The organism is Caballeronia sordidicola (genome assembly GCF_000729995.1).
In the GTDB taxonomy this organism is placed as follows: Bacteria; Pseudomonadota; Gammaproteobacteria; order Burkholderiales; family Burkholderiaceae; genus Caballeronia; species Caballeronia sordidicola_A.
On sequence record NZ_JNFG01000020.1, the window covers coordinates 316,671 to 338,632 of the forward strand.

Annotated in this window: 22 protein-coding genes; 16 read left to right on the forward strand and 6 right to left on the reverse strand. The window is 59.0% G+C overall.

Going from position 1 to position 21,962, the window contains the following annotated elements:
- Positions 1-9: 9 nt before the first annotated feature.
- A complete protein-coding gene (locus FH08_RS0120655) occupies positions 10-600 on the reverse strand; it encodes a GNAT family N-acetyltransferase (protein WP_051888393.1) in 591 nt (196 codons plus the stop codon).
- Positions 601-831: 231 nt separating this feature from the next.
- Between FH08_RS0120655 and FH08_RS0120660 the strand changes: the two genes are divergently transcribed.
- Positions 832-1,035, forward strand: coding sequence for a hypothetical protein (locus FH08_RS0120660; RefSeq protein ID WP_031360175.1), 204 nt, complete (start codon positions 832-834; stop codon positions 1,033-1,035).
- 30 nt (positions 1,036-1,065) lie between these two features.
- On the opposite strand, the gene FH08_RS0120665 is transcribed toward FH08_RS0120660, so the two are convergent.
- The gene (locus tag FH08_RS0120665) at positions 1,066-1,968 is read right to left on the reverse strand and encodes a LysR family transcriptional regulator (RefSeq protein ID WP_031360176.1); all 903 of its coding nucleotides are present in this window, start codon (positions 1,966-1,968) and stop codon (positions 1,066-1,068) included.
- Between the two features lie 107 nt (positions 1,969-2,075).
- Here FH08_RS0120665 and FH08_RS0120670 point away from each other — a divergent pair, with 107 nt between their 5' ends.
- From FH08_RS0120670 to FH08_RS0120685, 4 genes are all read left to right on the forward strand, one after another.
- Positions 2,076-3,041, forward strand: coding sequence for a quinone oxidoreductase family protein (locus tag FH08_RS0120670; protein WP_031360177.1), 966 nt, complete (start codon positions 2,076-2,078; stop codon positions 3,039-3,041).
- A 4-nt stretch (positions 3,042-3,045) separates the two neighbouring features.
- Entirely contained in the window at positions 3,046-4,293 is a 1,248-nt protein-coding gene (locus FH08_RS0120675) for a multidrug effflux MFS transporter (RefSeq protein WP_051888394.1), read from the forward strand.
- A gap of 266 nt (positions 4,294-4,559) precedes the next feature.
- Entirely contained in the window at positions 4,560-4,775 is a 216-nt protein-coding gene (locus FH08_RS0120680) for a hypothetical protein (RefSeq protein ID WP_031360179.1), read from the forward strand.
- A gap of 239 nt (positions 4,776-5,014) precedes the next feature.
- Positions 5,015-6,616 (forward strand): peptide chain release factor 3, encoded by a 1,602-nt coding sequence (locus FH08_RS0120685; protein WP_031360180.1) that lies wholly within the window; start codon positions 5,015-5,017, stop codon positions 6,614-6,616.
- Positions 6,617-6,718: 102 nt separating this feature from the next.
- Here FH08_RS0120685 and FH08_RS0120690 read toward each other — a convergent pair whose 3' ends face one another.
- The gene (locus FH08_RS0120690) at positions 6,719-7,180 is read right to left on the reverse strand and encodes a RidA family protein (protein ID WP_031360181.1); all 462 of its coding nucleotides are present in this window, start codon (positions 7,178-7,180) and stop codon (positions 6,719-6,721) included.
- Between the two features lie 152 nt (positions 7,181-7,332).
- Between FH08_RS0120690 and FH08_RS0120695 the strand changes: the two genes are divergently transcribed.
- The 5 genes from FH08_RS0120695 to FH08_RS0120715 all read left to right on the forward strand — a co-directional run bounded on the left by FH08_RS0120695 (position 7,333) and on the right by FH08_RS0120715 (position 11,086).
- Positions 7,333-7,530 carry a type II toxin-antitoxin system VapB family antitoxin gene (locus FH08_RS0120695; RefSeq protein ID WP_031360182.1) on the forward strand — a complete coding sequence of 66 codons (198 nt, stop codon included), beginning with the start codon at positions 7,333-7,335 and terminating at the stop codon, positions 7,528-7,530.
- Between the two features lie 362 nt (positions 7,531-7,892).
- Positions 7,893-8,966 carry an acyltransferase family protein gene (locus FH08_RS0120700; protein ID WP_031360183.1) on the forward strand — a complete coding sequence of 358 codons (1,074 nt, stop codon included), beginning with the start codon at positions 7,893-7,895 and terminating at the stop codon, positions 8,964-8,966.
- 102 nt (positions 8,967-9,068) lie between these two features.
- Entirely contained in the window at positions 9,069-9,890 is an 822-nt protein-coding gene (locus tag FH08_RS0120705) for a helix-turn-helix transcriptional regulator (RefSeq protein ID WP_031360184.1), read from the forward strand.
- Positions 9,891-10,070: 180 nt separating this feature from the next.
- A complete protein-coding gene (locus tag FH08_RS0120710; RefSeq protein WP_063177213.1) occupies positions 10,071-10,772 on the forward strand; it encodes an AzlC family ABC transporter permease in 702 nt (233 codons plus the stop codon).
- On the forward strand, positions 10,769-11,086 hold the full coding sequence (locus FH08_RS0120715) for an AzlD domain-containing protein (RefSeq protein ID WP_031360186.1): 318 nt from the start codon (positions 10,769-10,771) through the stop codon (positions 11,084-11,086). The genes FH08_RS0120710 and FH08_RS0120715 overlap by 4 nt, the downstream gene beginning before the upstream one ends.
- 86 nt (positions 11,087-11,172) lie before the next feature.
- On the opposite strand, the gene FH08_RS0120720 is transcribed toward FH08_RS0120715, so the two are convergent.
- Positions 11,173-12,666, reverse strand: a complete 1,494-nt coding sequence (locus FH08_RS0120720; protein ID WP_031360187.1) for an MDR family MFS transporter — start codon at positions 12,664-12,666, stop codon at positions 11,173-11,175.
- A gap of 339 nt (positions 12,667-13,005) precedes the next feature.
- Here FH08_RS0120720 and FH08_RS0120730 point away from each other — a divergent pair, with 339 nt between their 5' ends.
- From FH08_RS0120730 to FH08_RS0120750, 5 genes are all read left to right on the forward strand, one after another.
- On the forward strand, positions 13,006-13,497 hold the full coding sequence (locus FH08_RS0120730; RefSeq protein WP_035566706.1) for a RidA family protein: 492 nt from the start codon (positions 13,006-13,008) through the stop codon (positions 13,495-13,497).
- A 27-nt stretch (positions 13,498-13,524) separates the two neighbouring features.
- On the forward strand, positions 13,525-14,715 hold the full coding sequence (locus tag FH08_RS0120735; RefSeq protein ID WP_031360189.1) for an amidohydrolase family protein: 1,191 nt from the start codon (positions 13,525-13,527) through the stop codon (positions 14,713-14,715).
- A complete protein-coding gene (locus tag FH08_RS0120740; protein ID WP_031360190.1) occupies positions 14,712-15,239 on the forward strand; it encodes a GNAT family N-acetyltransferase in 528 nt (175 codons plus the stop codon). Before FH08_RS0120735 ends, FH08_RS0120740 begins: the two co-directional genes overlap by 4 nt.
- 185 nt (positions 15,240-15,424) lie before the next feature.
- The gene (locus FH08_RS0120745) at positions 15,425-16,978 is read left to right on the forward strand and encodes a methyl-accepting chemotaxis protein (protein WP_031360191.1); all 1,554 of its coding nucleotides are present in this window, start codon (positions 15,425-15,427) and stop codon (positions 16,976-16,978) included.
- Positions 16,979-17,068: 90 nt separating this feature from the next.
- On the forward strand, positions 17,069-17,635 hold the full coding sequence (locus FH08_RS0120750; RefSeq protein ID WP_031360192.1) for a cysteine hydrolase family protein: 567 nt from the start codon (positions 17,069-17,071) through the stop codon (positions 17,633-17,635).
- Between the two features lie 8 nt (positions 17,636-17,643).
- On the opposite strand, the gene FH08_RS0120755 is transcribed toward FH08_RS0120750, so the two are convergent.
- Positions 17,644-18,135: an Lrp/AsnC family transcriptional regulator gene (locus FH08_RS0120755; protein WP_031360193.1), complete on the reverse strand. Its 492-nt coding sequence runs from the start codon at positions 18,133-18,135 to the stop codon at positions 17,644-17,646.
- Between the two features lie 186 nt (positions 18,136-18,321).
- Here FH08_RS0120755 and glmS point away from each other — a divergent pair, with 186 nt between their 5' ends.
- Positions 18,322-20,151: a glutamine--fructose-6-phosphate transaminase (isomerizing) gene (glmS, locus tag FH08_RS0120760; RefSeq protein ID WP_031360194.1), complete on the forward strand. Its 1,830-nt coding sequence runs from the start codon at positions 18,322-18,324 to the stop codon at positions 20,149-20,151.
- Between the two features lie 137 nt (positions 20,152-20,288).
- Here the strand turns inward: glmS and FH08_RS0120765 are convergent, their stop codons facing one another.
- Positions 20,289-21,581 (reverse strand): D-amino acid dehydrogenase, encoded by a 1,293-nt coding sequence (locus FH08_RS0120765; RefSeq protein WP_031360195.1) that lies wholly within the window; start codon positions 21,579-21,581, stop codon positions 20,289-20,291.
- Positions 21,582-21,962 lie beyond the last annotated feature (381 nt).

The window sequence follows — 21,962 nt, forward strand, 5'->3', positions numbered from 1 at the left end:
GGGCAAACCTCAATCCTTCGGGTTCACCAACGACGTCAGCACATGATCCGCCCATTGCCCGTCGATCTTGAGATACGCCTTGGCCACGCCTTCATGCTCGAATCCGAGGCTGGCCAGCAGGCGCGCGCTGCGATCGTTCTCCGGCCGATAACTCGCCATGACGCGATGCAGCCCATAGGCATCGAAGATAAAACTCAGCGCCGCGGCAAGCGCCTCGCGCATGAGCCCGCGTCCCTCGTAATGCTGATCGATGGAATAACCAAGATGGCACGCCTGAAACGGCCCCCGCACGATGTTCGTGAAGTGGCAGTCGCCAATCAGCGCATGACGGCGTTCGTTCGAGAAAATCAGCAGATGCAACGCGGTACCGGCGGCCATCGCGTTTTCCATTAACGCCATGCGTTCATTCGCGGCCGGCATGGTGAAGAAGGAGCCTTCTCGCAACGGTTCCCAGTGGTCGAGGTGCGCGCGATTGGCGAGCCGGTAGATAAGCAGCGCGCCGGTGTACTGACTGCTGGCCGGACGTAGCACGACACGCTCCGTTTTCATGCCTTCCGGCGGGAATTGCGCCGTGGCGCGGTGCTCGGCTTCTATTGCCATAAGCGGTAAATTGCCCCTTCGTGATCGTGTTCAACGGCAGTGCAGCAACAAGACGATAACGATACAGCGACGAAATAAAGCAGGCTTTTCGTGTGATGAAAAGAAGCAATAATTTCCTAAGTAGTGCGTCGGACAGTGTCGTTTTCCATCACTAGCCCCAAATTTCGGCTGGCAAAAAGTAGGTGAAAACCCTTATAATTCCCAAAGTTAAAGATTGAAGGAACTTTGGAAATGGCCCGCCGCTTTATGATCGTCGAGCGCATCGCTTTCGCGTTGCTGACCTTGTCCGCCGTTGCGGACGCCGGCTTTATCAGCTACGAAAAGAGCCCGAACTTCAGGGATAACATCCATGAAATCGTTCGCGTGAGCAAAGAGGTTTCGCTTATGTATCCGGCAACCGGCAACGACCCGTGGATGCCGCTCGCTTCCAGCTAACGGGCTGAGAAAGCGCTCGGCGTGAAACGCTCAAGCCGAACGCTTCACGCCAAGCGCTTCCTGTACGAAATCAAGAAACACCCGCACTCGCGGCGACAAATGCCGCCGGGTCGCAAACACCGCGTATAACTCGATTTCGTCGCAGTGATAAGGCGCAAGGCACTCAATCAGCCTGCCAGCGCGCAAATCGTCTTCTATGTCCCACAGCGCCTTCAGCGCAAGGCCGCGGCCTTTGAGCGCCCAGTCGTGGAGCACTTCGCCGCTTGCGGTCGAGAGCGTGCCGCGGACCTGAATCTCGCGGCGCCGACCGTCTTCCACGAATAACCATCTGTCGAAAACACGCTGCCCGCGCACGAGCCGCAGGCAATCGTGCGCGGAGAGATCGGCGAGCGTTTGCGGCGTGCCGTGCCGCGCCAGATACGCTGGCGCCGCGCACACAATGCGCCTGCTCGACAGCAGCTTCTTTGCAATCACGCCGGTGTCCGCCGGCAAGCCGATGCGCAACGCCACGTCGAGATTGTCGTCGATCACATCCAGTCCGATATCGGACAGCACGAGCCGCACCTCGACCTCCGGGTACCGGTCCGAGAACGCTTCGATCAGCGGCGCGATCTGCTTGCGCCCAATCTCCGACGGCGCGCCGATGCACAACAAACCCTGGGGTACGCGCGCCTGAGCGCTGATCTCGGCCTCGGCGTCGTCGATGGCGTGCAGGATCGCGAGCGCGCGTTCATGAAACAGCGCACCTTCTACGGTCAGGTCGAAGCGCCGCGACGTCCGCGTGACAAGGCGCACGCCCAGGCGCTTTTCGAGCGCGGCCAGCCGCCGGCTCATGGCTGCTGTCGAGCCATCGGTCCGGCGCGCCGCTGCCGAGAGACTGCCGGCGTCGACCATCTGTGCAAACAGGCGCAACTCGTTGATTTCATCGGGCATCGATTGGGTTCATCTTTCCACTTGACGCAACGATTCTATTCGGACGGATGCCTTTTCGCCACGCTCGCGCGCGGCAATAATGCGCACATGACAACGGAGGAAACATCATGAAAGCACTGCGCTTCAACCAACACGGCGATCCATCGGTCCTTTTTTCCAGCGATTTGCCTGCGCCTGCGCCGTCTGGGGATGAAGCCGTCGTCCAGGTCTTCGCGGCATCGATCAATCCGAGTGACGTAAAGAACGTGCAAGGGCGCATGAGCCAGACGACGCTGCCGCGTACGCCCGGCCGCGACTATGCGGGCGTGGTGATTGCCGGTCCTGCCGAGTGGCTGGGCGCTCACGTGTGGGGCTCGGGCGGCGACGTAGGTTTCACACGCGACGGGACGCATGCTGAACAGGTCGTCGTGCCGGTTGCGAGCTTGCGTCGCAAGCCGGTCAACCTGACGTTCGAGGAAGCATCGGCGATTGGCGTGAATTTCATCACGGCGTGGTGCGCGGTGGTCGAGGCGGCGCAATTGCAGGCCGGCGAGGGCATCGTGATCATTGGGCTCGGCGGCGTGGGCGGAGCGGCGTCGCAGATCGCGAAACGTATCGGTGCGAAGGTGGTGGGCGTGGCGCGCGGCGCGGCCTCGACGAGCCCTTACGTCGATGCAATGGTCGATTCGCAAGCCCCGGATTCGATCGCGCGCATCCGTGAAGCAACGGACGGCGGCGCGGCGGTCGTATTCGATACCGTCGGCGGATCGATGTTCGAAACGGCCTTGCACATGCTGAAGGTGGGTGGGCGGCTGGTGGAGATATCGGCGTCGGATCGTCGCGAAGTCACCTTCAATCTCGCGGATTTCTACCACAACGAGAGCCGCCTGATTGGCGTCGACACGTTGAAACGCGATCTGGTTGCGTCCGCGCAGATGCTGGAAGCGCTGCGCCCCGGCTTCGAAGACGGCAGCTACAAGGCGCCGGCCATCGCGCACGCCTTCACGCTCGAGGACGCACAAGCCGCCTACCAGGCGGTCGCGGAGGGAACGAAGGGCCGCGTGGTCCTGACACCGCAAACGAAACGGAGCTGATGCGATGCAACGCTGGCGACTCGCGCCGCAATCCATCCTGTTCGCTGTGTTCCTCGGCGCGCTGGCTGCATTGCCGCCCATTTCCATCGATATGGCTTTGCCTGCGCTTGGCAATATTGCAAACACGTTGCACGCGAGCGCGAGTCAGGCCGGGCTCACGTTGAGTCTGTTCATGGCGGGTTTTGCGGTGGGCCCGATCGTTTACGGCCCTCTTTCCGATGCACGTGGCCGCAAGCCTACATTGCTGCTCGGTCTTGCATTGTTCACGGCGGGCGGCATTATTTCAGCGCTGGCGCCGGGCATTGCCGTGTTGCTCGGCGCCCGCCTCGTGCAGGGCATTGGCGCGGGCGCGGGGATGACCGTAGCACTTGCGATCGTGCGCGACCTGTTCGAAGGCAACGCGATGCAGCACCGGCTCGCTGCCATCACCGTGGTCGCGAACGTAGCGCCAATTGTTGCGCCGTCCATTGGCGTCGGCTTGCTGGCAGCGATTGAATGGCGAGGAATTTATGGCGTCATGGCCGTCTGCGGACTGGTGGCGGCGGTGGCCACCTGGGCCGGCTTGACGGAATCGGCGCCACAACGCAGCGGTGGTTTCGCGCTGTCTGGGCTTCGCGATGGATATCGACGTGCACTGACACATCGCGCAGTGATGGGGCATATCCTCATCAACGGCTTGGGGTTCGGCTGGATGTTCGCGTACGTGGCCGGCTCGCCGCTGGTGCTGCTGCATGTCCTGCATGTCAGGCCGATCATCTATGCCGCGATGTTCGCGATGACCGGCGCGGGTATTGTCGCGGGTGCAACGGTGAACGGTTTCATCGCCGCGCACGGTTTTGAATCGCGGCGCATTCTCGCCACCGCTATTTGCATGACGCTCGTCGCGACCGTTGGTTTGATTGCGCTGAGCGTAGTGCATCACGCCTCGTTGCTCACCATCATGCCCTTGCTCGTGGCGAGTACTTTTTGCTTCGGGCTCGCGGCTCCCAGTGCCGCACACGGCGCGCTTGATCCCATTCCTGAATTGGCGGGCGTGACGGGCGGCTTGCTGACATCTATACAGATGCTGTGCGGGGCGGCGTCGAGTTCATTCGTTGCGCTGCTGTTTCCAGTACTCGGTATTTTTTCGATGAGCGGTGTGATGGCCGTCTGCGCGTTGCTCGCGGGAATGGTCTGGATCTGGCTTGGGCGACGAAGTGAAATCGAGGCAGCCTCGGCGGTCGTCGATGCAAACTCGACCTCGACAATATGAACGTCATGAAACCCGCAGCGGCTTAGCGGTCTCATCAATTGTCAAACAACGTTATGTACTGGCGCTGAATTTCATGAAGCGGAATAAACGGGGTACAGGGTAGGACTTTGTGCGCTAACCGAAGAAATCCTTTGCAGAGAAAATTGTTTGCTTACCGTCATTTTTTCTTTGGGTTCGTGTCAACACACTTCGCGATGAGACGTTAAACGGGTACACGCGACGTCGTCGCCGCGTAGTTGTCAACCAACCTCAAGGGTCTCACTGCCATGAAAAAGCAACTCGTTGCCGCGACGCTCGTCGCTTTGTTCTCCGCTGGCGCATTCGCACAAGCTTCGGCAACGGCTCCGGCCGTCGCTCCGGCTGCAACGGCTGCCGATGCAGCACCGGCTAGCGCCACGAAAGCGAAGAAGCATCATCACAAGAAGCATCACAAGCACGCGGGTACGGCTACGACGATCCCGTCGTCGGCACCGAAGCCCTAAGCTGGTTGAGCTTTAGCAAGCTTTAAGTTTTAGCGTTGTCGAGAAGAGCCCCGATCCAGTCGGGGCTTTTTTTCGTTGCGTTTGGCTTTGATCGGCTTCGTTCTGTATGTGCTGGCAGGCCGTCCCCGGCGCGAGCAGACCCCCCCTCGTGTATCATTCACACCACGCGGCTTTTTCGGGCCATTTTTCAGACCAACCCCCCGCCCGAATGCTCAACCCCACAGCTCTCTCCAGTACCGATGTCAATCTCCGAACTCAAACGGCGCCGCACCTTCGCGGTCATCTCCCACCCTGACGCGGGCAAGACCACGCTGACCGAAAAGCTGTTGCTGTTTTCGGGCGCGATCCAGATTGCAGGCACCGTCAAGGGGCGCAAGAGCAGCCGTTATGCGACGTCGGACTGGATGGAAATCGAAAAGCAGCGCGGCATTTCGGTCGCGAGCTCGGTCATGCAGTTCGAATATGGCGATTGCGTCATCAACCTGCTCGATACGCCGGGACACGAAGACTTCTCTGAAGATACATACCGCGTGCTGACGGCGGTGGATGCCGCCGTGATGGTGATCGACGGCGCCAACGGCGTTGAAGCGCAGACGCTCAAGTTGCTTGAAGTCTGCCGCAGCCGCCGCACGCCAATCCTCACGTTCATCAACAAGCTCGACCGTGAAGTGCGCCAACCGCTCGATCTGCTCGATGAAATCGAGCAGAACTTGGGTGTGGCCGCTGTGCCGTTCACCTGGCCTATAGGCATGGGCAAGGAATTCCAGGGCGTCTACGACATCGCGCACGATCAGGTGCGGGTATTCCGTGCGGGGCAAGATACCGCCGGCGGCGCGGTTGAGACCGTGCGTGCGCTCGACGATGCCGACGGTGTCCGTCGTTTCGGCCCGAGCTGGACGCGTGCGAAAGAAGAAATCGACTTGATCACGGGCGCTACACCCGCGTTCGATCGCGCTGCGTTTCTTGCAGGCGAACAGTCACCGGTGTTGTTTGGATCGGCGATCAACAACTTCGGCGTGAAGGAAATTCTCGACGCGCTCGTCGAGCTCGCGCCGCCGCCGTCCATGCGCATGTCTGTGCAACGCCCGGTGTTGCCGGAAGAGCCGCGCTTTACCGGCGTGGTCTTCAAAGTGCAGGCGAATATGGATCTGGCGCACCGCGACCGTGTGGCGTTCATTCGCGTGTGCTCGGGACACTTCGAGCGTGGCATGGCGCTGAAAGTGACGCGCACCGCCAAGACTTTCCGCGCGAACAACGTGGTGACGTTCCTGTCGCAACGCCGCGAGACGGTGAGTGAAGCGTTCCCGGGCGATATCATCGGCATTCCGAATCATGGCACGCTGAGTCTCGGCGATACCTTGACCGAAGGCGAACTGTTGCAGTTCGTCGGCTTGCCGTTCTTTGCGCCGGAAATTTTCCAGACGGTGGAAGTGGTCGATCCGATCCGGGCGAAGCAGTTGGGTGAAGCGCTACGGCAACTCGGCGATGAAGGCGCGATTCAGGTCTTCCGTCCGGTGCTTGGCGGGTCGACTATTCTGGGCGCGGTTGGGCAGCTGCAGTTTGAAGTGGTGTCGCATCGGTTATCGGCGGAATATAAAGTCGATGTGCGGATCATGCCGGCGCGGTATCGCATGTCGCGCTGGGTGACGTGTGACGATGCCGCTGAATTGCGGCGCTTTACCGACGCGTATTCGGCTCGCATTGCACTTGATGCGTCGAACGCACCAACGTATCTCGCGTCGCATGTTTCCGAAATCGATGTCGCGAAGAAGGCTTGGCCGAAGATCGTATTCAACGAGCTGCGCGAGCATTCCGGCGCGCCGTTTCAGAAGTCGATTTGAGGGGCGGCGTTGGCTCGGGCATGAGTAGGGGTTGGTTCTGGTTTGCTCAACCGGGACCACCCTAAACCCCAAGCCGACTACGAATGAAATAAACCGCTGGCGTTATCGCTTGAGCTGAAACACGCTGTCGATTTCCACGGGAATGCCCATCGGCAAGGTAAAAACGCCGATAGCACTTCGCGCCGGCAACCGGTCCGGACCAAACAGCGCAAGCAGCAAATCGCTCGCACCATCGGCCACTTTCGGATGCGCCGTGAATCCGCTCTCCGCGCGAACATAAACGGTCAGGCGCGCACAGCGCTCGATCTTCTCCAGCCCGCACGCCTCTTCCACGCACGCGAGAATCAGCAGCATGGTCCGCTGCGCCGCTTCTTGCGCCTCAGCGATCGAGAGATCGATTCCTACAATTCCCACAACCGGTTTACCGTCCTTGAAAGGCCCCAGGCCCGAAACGAAGAGCTGGTCGCCCAAGGTCACAGTCGTCCGGTACGATCCGAGCGGATTGATCGGTGGAGGTAATTCGAGGCCGAGCTGCGTGAGGCGGTTTTGAATCTCGTTGTCCATGGCAATCAAACATAGGTGAGAAAGACCAAGTATGTCCGCTCTTTCGATTCCGCGTGATGTCACTGCCCTGCGGTATATTCCAGAATGGCAGGTATGCGCGTAAATCCGCATCAAACAATGCCGAATTGGCGCATAACCAACAGGAGATTCTCATGCTGACCACGATTGACCTCGATGACGAATTAATCGCCAAAGCCCAAGCCTATACGGGCCTGGAGGAAACAACGGAACTTGTGCGCGAAGCGCTCAAGGCCCTGATCCAACGTGAAGCCGCAAAACAGCTCGCGAATCTCGGCGGTAGCCAACCGGGTATCAAGGGGGCGCCGCGTCGCTCGCAGGAAGTCGAATAATTCTCGTCGGGACGTCAGTCGGGCCGACGACGACGCCCGGGCACTCGCAGGTTGTGGAAATGATCTCGACTTTACTTTTTACTGAACCATGGACCTTTCACTGAGATTATCGGGGTCCATCTTTCATAGTTTGGAATATCGGCCGCCTAGCCTTTTCGATAAAGCCGCGAATCCGGATCGCTTTTCGACTGTTGCGTCTCGTTGCTGCGCATCTCACCCTTGCATTTCCCGCTAACTAAAACCCCCCATCGAATTATTTTCTAATATTTTCTCGACTTGGCAACTCAAACGGATATTTTTCCGCGTCGGGATTGCATTTTTTCCACCCTACACTGAGCGCTCGATAATGACGGTCCGACACTATGAGCGCCATAAAGTCCACCAGGTTCGATTTACTTGACGGCTTGCGAGGTGTTGCTGCAATCGCCGTCATGCTTCACCACTATACGCAGCACACGGGTTGGGACTGGTTCGGCGGAGCCTGGGTCGCGGTCGACCTGTTCTTCGTGCTATCCGGCTTCGTGATTGCGCACAGTTACAGCAAGAAACTCCTGAACGGAATGTCGTTTCGCGAATTCGCTTTCGTGCGGCTCGTCCGGCTCGCGCCGCTCTATCTACTTGGGCTCGCGCTCGGCGTATGCGCCGTGTTGCTGTCGATGGCAAAAACCGGCACGCCGCAAATATCGAGCACGCAGCTCGCGACCGCCGCCGTGCTCGGCGCGGCATGGCTGCCGTACTTCAATAATATCGGCTGGCCTTTTGGCACGGACGCAATCGTCGGCGCGACCTTTCCGTTGAACGATCCATCATGGTCGTTATTCTTCGAGTTATTCGTCAACGTTGTTTTTGCCGCTTACCTGTACAAGTTTCGCAAACTGCCGAATGCCAGATATTCGCTGCTCGCGTTCATCGCGTTTATTGCCTGCACGATAATTTTTCGGCAAATTAATCCAGGCTGGCGGGCGGAAAGTTTTCTGCTGGGATTTCCGCGCGTTATTGCTGAGTTCTTCGCCGGAGTTTTCATCTTTTCGGCGGGGCTCCAGTTTAAAAAGCCGCACGTCGTGTTCACCGCGACGGTCACAATCGCGGCGCTGGCGTGCTTTGCGATTGGCAATCCCAAGGTGGCATTCGTTAATTCGCTCACGCTCGTGCCTTTATCGGTCGCGTTGCTTTGCTCCGTGTCCATAGAAGGTATTGGCAAAGGGATCTGCAAGGTGCTGGGCGAACTCTCTTATCCCCTTTACGTGATCCATTTCCCGGTATATCGGCTGGTGTTCGAATCGTTCGATATCCGGGTGCTCAACCCCGTCGTCCAGACGCTGGTCGTGGCTGCCATCTCGATCGTGCTGGCCTTGCTGCTCGCGCGAGCGGACCAGGAACTCAGGAGGAAGCTGACGAGTTTCATCAAGACCAAGAGGTCAGCCGCCGCGGTCTGATCGGGCCATTCAGGCGCGGCGAAAATCGGCGGATTATTCAAAGTCCGCTGAAAACGCGGTCCGGGCTAAACTTGCGATTTCCGCCCACGGCATCGCAAAGCCATGACCGCCTCCCGTTTCAGCAACTCCGCGCGCTATTGGCGCTCGCCGCTCGTGCCCGGCGCGGAAATGCTCACGGCTGAGTACTACGATCACACGTTCACGCCTCACTGGCACGATGCGTACACCGTTCCCGTCATTGAAGCGGGCGCGGAGCAGTACGACTATCGCGGATCGAATTTCGTGGCCGAGGCGGGTTCGGTGCCGGTCATCAATCCGGGCGAACTGCATACCGGCGCGCGGGCGGTGGATCTGGGCTGGCGGTATCGCGTGTTTTATCTGCCGGTCGATTTCGTGCAGTCTGTCGCCGACGAAGTGGCCGGCCGTGCCCAGCCAATGCCATGGTTCTCCGCCGACGTGATCCGCGACGCCGATCTCGCGCAACGCGTGCAGATCGCGCATCAGGCGATGGAAGCCGACCTGGATCCGCTCGGGGCGGAGCATGCGTTGCTCGACGCGGTATCCACGCTGCTTGCGCGTCATGCCGGACAGCGGCCGCCAATACAGCGCATGCTTCAGGACGCGACGCGTGTGAATACGATGAAAGCCCGTCTGACCGATGACCTGACCGAGCCGTTAACGCTTGCCGAACTCGCGCAGACGGTGGGACTCTCGACCTTCCACGCCGCGCGCCTGTTCACGCGCGAGACCGGGCTCGCTCCTCACGCGTGGCGTAACCAGATGCGTGTCAATCGTGCGCTCGATGCCTTGCGTGCGGGCGTTCCAGTGACGGACGTGGCGGCGGCGAGCGGCTTCACCGACCAGAGCCATTTCACGCGGCACTTTAAAAAGACCTTCGGCGTGTCGCCCGGACGCTGGCGCTAGCGCTAGCGCGCGCATTCTGTTGATGTAACCCGACCGCAAGAACGTACAAGCGCACAAACGCCGCGCGTCCTATCCTCGCTATCAACGGAGGAGACATTGAACTCAACGCATCAGGACCATCAGGTCCATCAGCCGGGTAATCTCGCCGAATTCGGCGCAGGCGCACGCGACACCATTCCCATGATGGTCGGCGCCGCGCCATTTGGCGTGATCTTCGGCACGCTCGCCGCCACCGGTCCGCTGCATGCGTGGTCGGTGCAGCTCATGTCGCTTGCCGTATTTGCCGGATCGGCGCAGTTCATTGCGCTTGGACTGATTGCCGGTCATGCGAGTTTTGCGGTGATCTGGGCAACCACGTTCATCGTCAACCTGCGTCACGTGCTGTACTCCGCGACGCTTGCGCCCTACGTCGCGCACTTGCCTGCACGCTGGCGCTGGACGCTCGGCGCGTTCATGACGGATGAGGTATTTGCCGTCTCGTACGCGCATTATCAGCGTCGGGCACCGGGCGAAACCGGGCCGTATTACTTCCTTGGTTCGGGTGTTTCCATGTATGTGAACTGGCAGATATGGACCGTCGCCGGACTGCTGTTCGGCTCGGCATTTCCAGGTCTTCAGTCGAAGGGACTCGACTTCGCGATGGTCGCCACGTTCATTGCGATCATCGTGCCGCAGCTTGTTGCGTTGCGTTTTGTGGCGGCATCGCTGGCAGCCGGCGTGTTGTCGTTTGCGTGGAATGACTGGCCTTACAAACTCGGTTTGCTTGCGGCAGTCGTGGTGGGCGTGGTGGTGGGCATGCTGCTGTCGATGCGTGCGAATGACTCCTTGAACTCCGCAGAACGCCGGTCACAACGTCCCGCAGAAATGGAGCGCGCCGAATGAAATACGCTCTTCTGATCCTGGGCATGGCGGTGATTACTTATGGGATTCGCTCTGCGGTTTTCGTATTCGGCGAGCGCCTGAGCTTTCCGCCCATCGTGCGCATGGGGCTTAATTTCGTGCCGGTGACGGTGCTGACGGCGATTATCGTGCCGATGACGTTTGCGCCGCACGGCGGCGCGGCCGAGCTTACCTGGCGCAATTCGCAATTGATCGCGGCGGTGGTCGCCGTTGTCGTGTGTGCGGTTACGCGCAAGCCCTTGCTGACCATTGCGGTCTCGCTGGCGGTGTTCTTCGGTTGGCAAATGATGGTTTAGATGTTCGATCGTGCGCGCTATACGAAACAGGACGCAGGCGTTGGCCGGACCCGGGCTGACTCGTCAATCAGCCCGGCAATGCGTGCTTAGTCTTCGATCGGCGACAACGCCTCAAGCGGCATCTTCTTCTCGTGCCCCAACGTGATCGTAGGGACGAAGAGGAGAAACCCGACGACGAAAATCGCGATCACGAAAATCGACAGGAAGGTCAGGTGAAGCGACTGATGCAGCACCTGACGGATTGCGTCGCTGCTGCCGAGATTCGTCACCTGATTCTGAAGCAGAGCCCTCAACTGATCCGATGTAACCGCTGCCGCGCCGTTCGAATGACTCAGACCAAAGTTGAGCACGGCGCCGAACAAGGTCGCCCCAATCGTGCTGCCGAGATTACGTGAGAACAGATTCGATGCAGTCGCGCTGCCGCGCTGCGCAATATCCACAATCTCCTGGATCAGCACAAGCGAACTGACGCTCGATGTCCCCATGCCGAAGCCCATGATGAGCGAACCAAATGCTGCGATGAGCGGCGAACTGTCCGGCGATAGCGCGACCAAAAACACCGCGCCGGCCGGGACAAACGCACTGCCGCCAATCAAAATGCGCCGCAGACCGATGCGATGAAATGACTTCGCGGCCAGCGTTGCGCCGACGGGCCATCCGACCATCATCATGGTCAAAGCAAGACCGGCGATCACCGGCGAGCGATGCAGGACGCCCTGTACGTACATCGGCAGGAACGTAGTCGCGCCCATCAAAATCATGCCGGACAAGACGGTCGATCCGTTGCACGCGGCGATCGGGCGGCGGCTCCAGAGTGCGAACGAGATCATGGGTTCGGTGGCCCGTTTCTCCTGCATCAGGAAGAACAGCAGGCACACGATAAAGAACCCACCCGCGATCAATGCCTTCGTAACGTCGTCATTGCCTGCATACGTCAGCGACATCATCAGCGCGGCGATCGACACCATGAAAAGCGCCGCTCCCGCAAAGTCGATGGAAGGGCGCGCGTGTCGCTCGGATTCCTTCAGGAACGCGATGAACCCGGCCGCCGACGCGAGGCCGATCGGCACGTTCATCCAGAAGATCCAGGCCCACGAAAAATCGCGGATGATGAGTCCGCCCACCATGGGCCCGACCACCGCCGATATGGCCCAGACACTCGCCAGATAACCTTGCACCTTGCCGCGTTCGCGCGCGGGATAGAGGTCGGCGACAATCGTCAGCGTGACCGGCTGGATCGCGCCTGCGCCTACGCCCTGGATCAGCCGGAACGCGATCATGGCGGGCATCGACCAGGCGAAACCGGCGAGTATCGAGCCGATCAGGAAGATCGCAATGCCGGCAAGAACAACGGGCTTGCGGCCATACAGGTCCGCGAGCTTGCCGAAGATGACTGTCGTGGCCGTTTGCGTCAGCAGGAAGGACGAAAAGACCCAGCTATAGAGATGCAGGTCGCCAAGCTGCGAAACGATCTGCGGCATGGCGGTGGAAACGATCGTGGCTTCGATGGCGACCATTGCCATTGAAGCCATGACCGCGGCAATGACAAGAGGACGCGACGATTGCGGGCTGCGGGACATGGAGATTGTTGTAATGAGGGGCGCGGACAAAGTCGCAGGGTCTTGGCGCTGCGACGCGTGATGCGGTCGTAGTGGCACGACCCTTCAAGAGTATGCACCTTGATGGAAATGTTCGCTGAACCCGGGTCGCCCTTGACACTGCTTGATGGGCTGCGCGAATAGCCTGGGAGGATTCACCATTAGTGATGTCGCATTGATTCAATTGCCGTGCAAAGCCTCTTCAGCCATGCGCTTTTGTTCATCCAGCATGTTGTGACACACTTGGATATTCGACGCGAACGCTTTCATTTCATCCGTTGATTCGCTTAAGCCAATATCTCTCTAAATCGAGGCCCGTCAATGACATCCACGCCCATTCCAGTCAACCCGGATTCGGCAGCAATGCGCCTTGAAGCGCTTGGACTCACGCTGCCGAAAGTGCCTGTGCCTCGCGGCGCGTTCAAGCCTTTCTCACGCTCGGGCTCGCTGATCTTCCTCGCGGGACAGATTTGCGAATGGGAAGGTGAGGTTCGCTACGCCGGTCCTGTCGGCACGGAACAGGATCTTGAAGCGGGGCAACGGGCAGCGCAAATCTGCGGACTCAACCTGCTCGCAGCACTTCACCTTGCACTCGATGGTGACCTTGATCGCGTGGTCAGTTGTCATCGGATGGGCGGGTTCGTGTATTGCACACTGGGTTATCCTGACGTGCCGAAAGTCATCAACGGAGCGTCCGATCTCATGTTTGCGGTGTTCGGCGAACGAGGCCGGCACGCCCGGACCGCGGTCGGCGTGGCTACGCTTCCGGCGGGGGCGTCGGTAGAGGTGGACGCGATCTTTGAAGTCCGCTGATTGCCTTTTCTGTTCCCAGGAGTTCAAGTGCTCGATAGCTTGTTGATTACCCATGTCCGTCTGCCGGACGGTACCCCTGTTGATATTGCTGTCAGCGGCGGACGGATCGAAGAGATCGGCCCGAACCTGCAGCGCGGCGCCGACGTCGTGCGCGAAAACGGCGAGGGTGCGCTGGTACTGCCGGGGTTTGTCGAAGGTCATACGCATCTCGACAAAACGAACTGGGGCATGCCGTGGTATCGCAACGAAGTGGGTCCGAGGCTTATCGACAGGATCGAGAACGAACGATCGTGGCGCGCAAGCACGGGACATGACGCAGGCGCGCAGTCGCTAGCGCTCGCGCGGGCTTTTCTTGCAGCGGGAACGACCCGGCTTAGAACGCATGTGGATATAGACACGGACGCCGGGCTCAGGCATTTGCACGGTGTGCTGGCGACGCGCGAAACGCTGGCCGATGTCATGGAGATACAGGTCGTGGCGTTTCCGCAGTCAGGCATGCTGCGTCGTCCAGGGACCGACGCGCTGCTAAGTGACGCGCTAAAGGCTGGTGCCGACGTGCTCGGCGCACTTGACCCCGCGCTCATCGACCAGGACCCGGTCGCTTCGCTAGACATCACGTTTGAGATTGCGAACCGCCATCAGAAACCTATCGACATCCATCTCCACGAACCTGGCGAGGTAGGCGCGTTCACCTTCAACTTGCTGCTGGACCGTGTCAAGACGTTGGGCATGCAGGGGCGTGTTGTCGTCAGCCACGCGTTTTGCCTGGGGCAGCTTCCTGATCTCGAGCGCGACGCGTTGTTGGCGAGGATCGCGGATCTCGATGTCGCGCTGTTGACTACGGCGCCGCCATCCGTACCCGTCCCTTCAATGCGCGCTTGCATCGACGCAGGCGTAACGCTGTTTGCGGGTAACGATGGAATACGCGATACGTGGACGCCTTTTGGCAAACCCGACATGCTCGAGCGGGCGATGTTCGTTGGCATGCGCTACGACCTCCGGCGCGATGAAGACCTCGCCCTTGCGTTTGATTGCGTCAGTACACTCGGTGCATGGGCGTGTGGATTCAAGGACTATGGACTGCACGAAGGCGCGCTGGCCGATCTTGTACTGGTAGACGCTGAAACAGTGGCTCAAGCTGTTGTTTCCCGACCGGTCCGCAAGCTCGTGGTTGCACGCGGCAGGATCGTTGCGCGCGATGGGATTGCATCGATATGAAACTGATCGCCGAGCGTCTTTATCTCAGGGATCTGGAGCCGTCCGACGTCGACGCAGTTCACGAATATGCAAGCTCACTCGATGTCGTGCTGCATCAGGAATGGGGACCCAACACGATCGAGCAGACGAGGGAATTCGTTGCCGGCTGCGTGGCGGGGAATTCGTTGCCTTACAGCGAAACCCTGAGAGAAACCCTGGATCTGGCAGCCGTGCTCAACGACGGCAGCCTGATAGGCAGCTACCGGGCGACTTTGTCGGAAGACGGTATGGAGGCGGAGATCGGCTACTCGCTCAATCCTCGCTATTGGAACCGGGGCTACGGTACCGAAGCGGCAAAGCGGCTGGTCGCCTACCTGGCGAACGAGCTTCGGGTGCGCGAAATCTTCGCGACCAGCAGGCCGGAGAATCTCGCCTCCATTCATGTGCTGGAGAAACTCGGGATGCGGAAGGTGGATCTTTATCGCAGGAACGTGTTGATCAGGGGCGAGTGGCGCGACACGCTGGTATTTTCAGTAAAAGTTTAATGAATGCCGTGCAGCAGGGTTCTCAAACGATGTGAGTTGCTTCCCTTGCCCAGGGCTATTCGCGTTCACATTCACACCGCCCGTTCTTTCCCTTACTTCAGAATCCCCCCAGACGGCCGATATGCACACAACGACGGGCGCACCGCGCGCCGGGTCATGAACTGTGCCTTGCATCGGAGAGTAGATTGGACCGTCTCAGCTTGAACACCAAATTATCGCTGGCGCTCCTCATTACATGGCTGGGACTCTTGTTCCTCGGCGGATGGGCTGCGTGGCAGTCGCGCGAAACCATGACAGCGGATCGCAAGATCGGCGTCGAAAACGTGGTCGACTCGGCTTACGGCGTTGTTGCAGATTACGCCGCTCAGGTGGAGAGCCATCAACTGACGCTTGAGCAAGCCCAGCAGCAGGCCAAGGCGAAGCTTGCCGCCATGCGATATCCCGGCAACGGTTACATGCTCATTACGACCGCGCAACCGGTGGTCATCATGCATCCTGTGCTTCCCGATCTGCGCATGAAGGACGTGAGCGACTACAAGGATACGAACGGCAAGCTTTTGTTCGTCGAGATGGTCAAGGTCGCTCAGGCCAACGGACAGGGTTTCGTGCCGTACATGGCACGCTTGCCGGGCAAAACGGACTACGTGCCCAAGATCAGTTTCGTCAAGCGGTTTGTGCCTTGGGACTGGTACCTGATCTCGGGCGTCTACGTGAACGATATCAACGACGCCTTCAAGGTCAGCCTGGTGCAATACCTGATCGTGATCCTGTTGATTGGCGGGATGAGTTCGGCGGCGCTGGTGCTGATCATTCGTAATGTGAAGCACAGTCTGGGTGGTGAACCGGCTTATGCCGCGACTGTCGCCGAGGGCATCGCTAATGGAGACCTGTCGCACGACGTCGCGCTGATCGGATCGGATGAGAGCAGCATGTTGTCCGCCATGCAACGCATGCAGCAACGGCTTGCACACACCGTGCGGAGCATTCGCGGCGGCACTGAAACCATTACCGTTGCTGCCCAGCAGATTGCGGCGGGCAATCACGATCTTTCCGCACGCACCGAGCAGCAGGCGTCGTCGATCAGCGAAACCGCCGCGAGCATGGAACAGCTCACCGCGACTGTTAAGCAGAATGCAGAAAACGCGCATCAAGCGAACAAGATGGCGGCGAATGCATCGCTGATCGCAAGCGAAGGCGGGACGGCGGTGCAGCAGGTCGTCGTGACGATGCAAAGCATTGCAGCCAGCTCCACGCGCGTGGTCGACATCATCTCCGTGATCGAAGGCATCGCGTTCCAGACGAATATTCTCGCGCTCAACGCGGCCGTTGAGGCAGCGCGCGCGGGCGAGGAAGGGCGCGGTTTTGCCGTAGTGGCGGGCGAAGTGCGTAACCTGGCACGCCGTAGCGCCGACGCGGCCAAGGAGATCAAGAGCCTGATCGAAGAGTCCACCGGCAAGGTCGATGACGGCAAGGCGCTGGTCGAGCGTGCCGGCACGACGATGCACTCGCTGGTTCAGGCCGTGCAGCGTGTCACGGATATCATCGGCGAAATTTCAGTGGCGTCCGAAGAGCAGAGCCGTGGCATCGAGCAGGTGAATATCGCCATTGCTCAAATGGACGAAACCACGCAGCAAAATGCCGCGATGGTCGAAGAAGCGACGGCTGCGGCTCAGTCGATGCAAGAGCAGGCCCAGATGCTGCGCGACACCGTCAACGTGTTCCGGTTGGCAAGCGTGTGAAAGTTGGCAGGTGCTTTGCAGGCACATCTTAGGCCCAGAAAATATGTCCCGGCTATACTTTGGCGCGATTGACTCACTTAAGATCAGCCTATGCATGCGTCGTCTATTCGCGGGTCGGTGCTTCTATTGATCGACCTGCAAAAAGCCATTGATCATCCGGACTGGGGCGTTCGAAACAACCCGACGGCCGAAAACGAAATCCGCCGTCTATTGGCGCACTGGCGCGCTGAGAACTGGCCGGTCTGGCATGTGCGGCATGATTCGTCAGAACCCGCTTCTCACTATCGCCCGGGTCAACCGGGACACGACTTCAAGCCTGAAGTCGTTCCTTTGCCAGGGGAGCCGGTCATCGCGAAACGCACGAACAATGCGTTCATTGGTACAGGACTGGAAGAGCGGCTACGCGAGGGCGGACATACGAGTCTTGTTGTCGCCGGCGTGATCACCAACAATTCTGTTGAGACGACCGTTCGCATGGCCGGTAACCTCGGCTTCGATACCTATCTGGTCGCGGATGGGTGCTTCACATTCGGGCGTCTCGATTGGGATGGTCGAGCGCGAAGCGCGGACGAGGTTCATGCGATGTCGCTAGCGAATCTGCACGGCGAGTATTGCACGGTAGTCTCAACTAAAGAGTTGCTGGACGCATCCCGGTAACCGATGCGTTATCTGGCCCGATCGGCCACGATCCTTACCGGAGCATTGGCTTCGAACTTGGCGCGATGCGTCGAAAAGAATGTGCGCACATTGCGGATGTTCGAAGACGTCTTGAACAGGCGGCGCGCGAGTTCATCGTATTCGGGCATGTTGACGACTTCGGCTACGACCAGAAAGTCCGGCCCAGGTGACACGCGATAACACTGGGTTACCACGGCTTCCGCGCAGATATAAGTTTCGAAAGCGTCCAGGTCTTCGGCCGCTTGCCGATCAAGACTCACTTCAATAATCGCGGTTAATGTCGGCCCGATTTTGGCGTAATCGAGAATGGCCACTTCTCGCTGGATGACTCCGGCTTCCTTGAGTTTGCTCACCCGGCGCAAGCACGTAGGCGGTGATGCATGCGCGCGGGCGGCAAGCTCTACGTTAGAGACAGACGAATCACTTTGCAGGATGGCGAGGATGCGAAGGTCGAGTTCATCCAGATAAATTCCGGGCACTATGGGCTCCGTGTTGTGCGCTAAGGGTGATAACTCGCGCATAGCTTAGCGTGAAATAAAATTTCATCAAGACATTCAGTTGCTTGAATATTTCATATGGATTTTAATTATGAAATTAAATTCCATCGAGTCGACCTTAACATTCCTGCATCGGTTCCAAAGGGGAGCCGCCTAAGGAACAACATCATGTGTGGAATTGTCGGCGCGGTCGCGCAACGCAACATCCTGCCTAATCTGGTCGATGGGCTTAAACGCCTCGAATACCGCGGCTATGACTCGTGCGGTGTCGCGTTATATCAGGCGGGGAAATTGGTGCGGGCTCGTAGCGTCGATCGCGTTGCGCACTTGCAAGACGTGATCTCCAGCGAGGCCTTGTCCGGCTATACGGGGATTGCTCATACGCGTTGGGCGACGCACGGCAAGCCGGTTACCGCGAATGCGCATCCGCATTTTTCGCCGAACGCGGATGCGCCGCGAATAGCGCTTTCGCACAACGGCATTATCGAAAATCACGAGGAGTTGCGCGCGGCGCTAGAGGAAAGCGGTTACGTCTTCGCTAGCCAGACCGACAGCGAAGTGATCGCGCATCTGATCGATCATTTATATAACGGCGACTTGTTCGAGGCCGTCAAGGAAGCGGTAACTCAACTGCGTGGGAGCTATGCCATTGCAGTGCTGTGCCGCGACGAACCGCATCGACTTGTGGGCGCGCGCGATGGCATGCCGTTGGTGGTTGGCATAGGCGATGGCGAGAACTTCCTGGCGTCGGACGCCATCGCGTTGTCGAACGTCACTGATCAGATTGCCTACCTGGAGAACGGCGACATAGTCGATATCCAGCTTCACCGGCATCGGATAGAAAACGCCGATGGCCATCGTGTAGAGCGCCGCGTGCATACCGTCGCGGCGCATAGCGGGGCGGCTGACCTGGGGCTTTATCGCTATTACATGCAGAAGGAAATTTTCGAGCAGCCGCAGGCAGTTGCCGACACGCTTCAGGACGTTACATCGATCATGCCGGAGCTCTTTGGCGACAACGCCTGGCGCGTGCTGAATTCCGTGGATTCCGTGCTGCTTCTCGCGTGTGGCGGAAGTTATCACGCGGCGCTGACAGCCAAGTACTGGATAGAAAGCCTGGCACAGTTACCGGTGAGCGTGGAGATTGCGAGTGAATACCGCTATCGCGAAAGCGTGCCGAATCCGAAGACACTGGTTGTCGCGGTGTCGCAAAGCGGAGAGACAGCGGATGTCCTGGGCGCGGTGCAGGTCGCGAGGCAGCAGGGCATGCTGCACACGCTCGCAATCTGCAACGTGCCGACGAGCGCATTGGCTCGTGAATGCGCGCTGACCTTCTTTACGCGGGCGGGGATAGAGATTGGCGTGGCATCGACGAAGGCCTTCACCACGCAACTCGTCGCGTTGTTCCTGCTGGCGTTGACGCTGGCTCAGGCGCGTCAGCGCTTATCCGAACAGGATGAGCAAACCCATCTTCGCGCGCTTCGTCATCTTCCCGATGCGATGACAAAAGTGCTTGCGCTGGAGCCGCAGATTATTGACTGGGCGGAGCAGCTTACGCGAAGGCAGAACATTCTGTTTCTTGGGCGCGGCATGCATTATCCGGTCGCGCTTGAGGGCGCCCTCAAGATGAAGGAGATCTCGTACATCCATGCCGAAGCGTATCCCGCCGGCGAGTTGAAACATGGCCCCCTTGCACTGGTTAGCGACGAGATGCCGGTGGTAGCAGTCGCGCCGAATGACCGGTTGCTCGAGAAGCTCAAGTCGAACATGCATGAGGTGAGTGCACGCAGCGGCAAGCTTTTCGTATTCGCCGATGCCGACCGTGGCATCTCGCCAAGTGCGGGTATTGAAGTGATTCGGCTTACTGAATACTATGGTTTGCTATCGCCCATCTTGCATACGATTCCCATGCAATTGCTGGCGTTTCATGCGGCGTTGGCGAGGGGAACAGATATTGATAAGCCGCGGAATCTGGCTAAGTCGGTGACGGTGGAGTGAGGGGGAGGGGTATGGCGTGCCTGTTGACGACAAAAAATAAACTTTGTACCTACCCGATAAAGCTTGTACCGCCCTTCAGGAGTGAAGCCGAGCCGGTTCATTCCCAAATTCATCTTGAGGTAGTTGTCAATTTGTCGCTAATTGAGGGAGAAATCAGCCGGCACCTGCGGGGCCTTGTCGTAGCGGAACACGTTCAGGTCGTCACACTGGATAGCGGGCCGCTTTCCGGATATGAGGTCGGCAAGAAGTTGCGCCGAGCCGCACGACATGGTCCAGCCGAGCGTGCCGTGCCCCGTGTTGAGGTACAGGTTGGGCATCGCGGTGTGGCCGAGAATTGGCGTTCCGTCTGGCGTCATGGGGCGCAACCCTGTCCAGAAGGTAGCCTTCGACGTGTCGCCGCCACCTGGGAAGAGGTCGTTCACGCACATCTCCAGGGTCTCGCGACGAGCTTCGCGCAGACGTTTGTCGAACCCTACAATTTCAGCCATGCCGCCGACGCGAATGCGCTTGTCAAAGCGTGTAATGGCAATCTTGTACGTTTCGTCGAGGACAGTTGAAACCGGCGCGCGTGATTCGTCGAGGATAGGCGACGTGATGGAATACCCTTTCAGCGGATAGACCGGAATCGTGACCAGCCCGGACAGGAAGTTCGTCGAATACGACCCGAATGCAACAACGAACGCATCAGCATGGATTAGCTTGGCACCATGCCGCACGCCCACGACTTTTCCGCCCTCGACCACGAGACCATCCACCTGCGTGTTGTAACGGAAGGCGACGCCTTCCTGCTCAGCTAGCGCAGCGAGCCGCGTGGTGAACAATTGGCAGTCACCGGTTTCATCTCCAGGCAAGCGCAGCCCGCCAGTCAACTTATGCGAAGTCGCAGCAAGCGCCGGCTCTGCTTGAGCGAGCTGGTTTCTGGTCAACAACTCATACGGGACATTCGCCTCCTTCAGAACGGCGATGTCCTTGGCGGCACCATCAAACTGCTGCTGCGTCCGGAAAACCTGCAAAGTGCCGCCCGCCCGACCCTCATACTGGATTGCTGTTTCGGCGCGCAGCGCCTTCAGGCAGTCGCGGCTATATTCCGCCAATCGAACCATACGGTTTTTGTTGATGGCATAGCGCTCCGCAGTACAGTTCTGCAGCATCTGCCACATCCACTGGAGTTGGAACTGTTTGTCTTCGTCGTCTGGCCTGATTGCAAGGGGAGCGTGCTTCTGAAACATCCATTTCACTGCTTTGAGCGGGACGCCCGGCGCAGCCCACGGCGCCGCATAGCCGGGTGAAATCTGCCCTGCATTCGCGAAACTTGTCTCGAGCGCGGGACCCTGTTCTCGCTCGATGACTACCACCTCGTGGCCCGCGCGCGCGAGATAGAACGCGCTGGTGACTCCAATGACCCCACTTCCCAATACTACGACTCGCATAGCAATCGACTCCGCAACCAGAGAAATATTGAACAGAGGTGAAATACTGTCAAACTGCGCAAATCGCAGTGGAATGCTAAATAGTATCGAGATTAAGGCAGTTTTTAATATTTAATTTTCTCGATTTTTGGTCGAAATAACTGCTCTGGCGATGCGCGTTCACCGTAGCGGCTCGCCACCGGCTTTGAGAGTCCGATATCAGTACACCGTAAGCGGGCTAAACCTAAAATCAAGGTCATTCACGGCCTTGATGTGATCGCGAGTCTCGGGTGGAACACCACGAAAGACATCTGTTCTGTGGTGCTCACAAGGACGCCAACGCTGACCAGGATTGGCAGAAGGGAGGCGCCGGAAAGTCGCGGTTAGGCCCGAAGGTGGGCG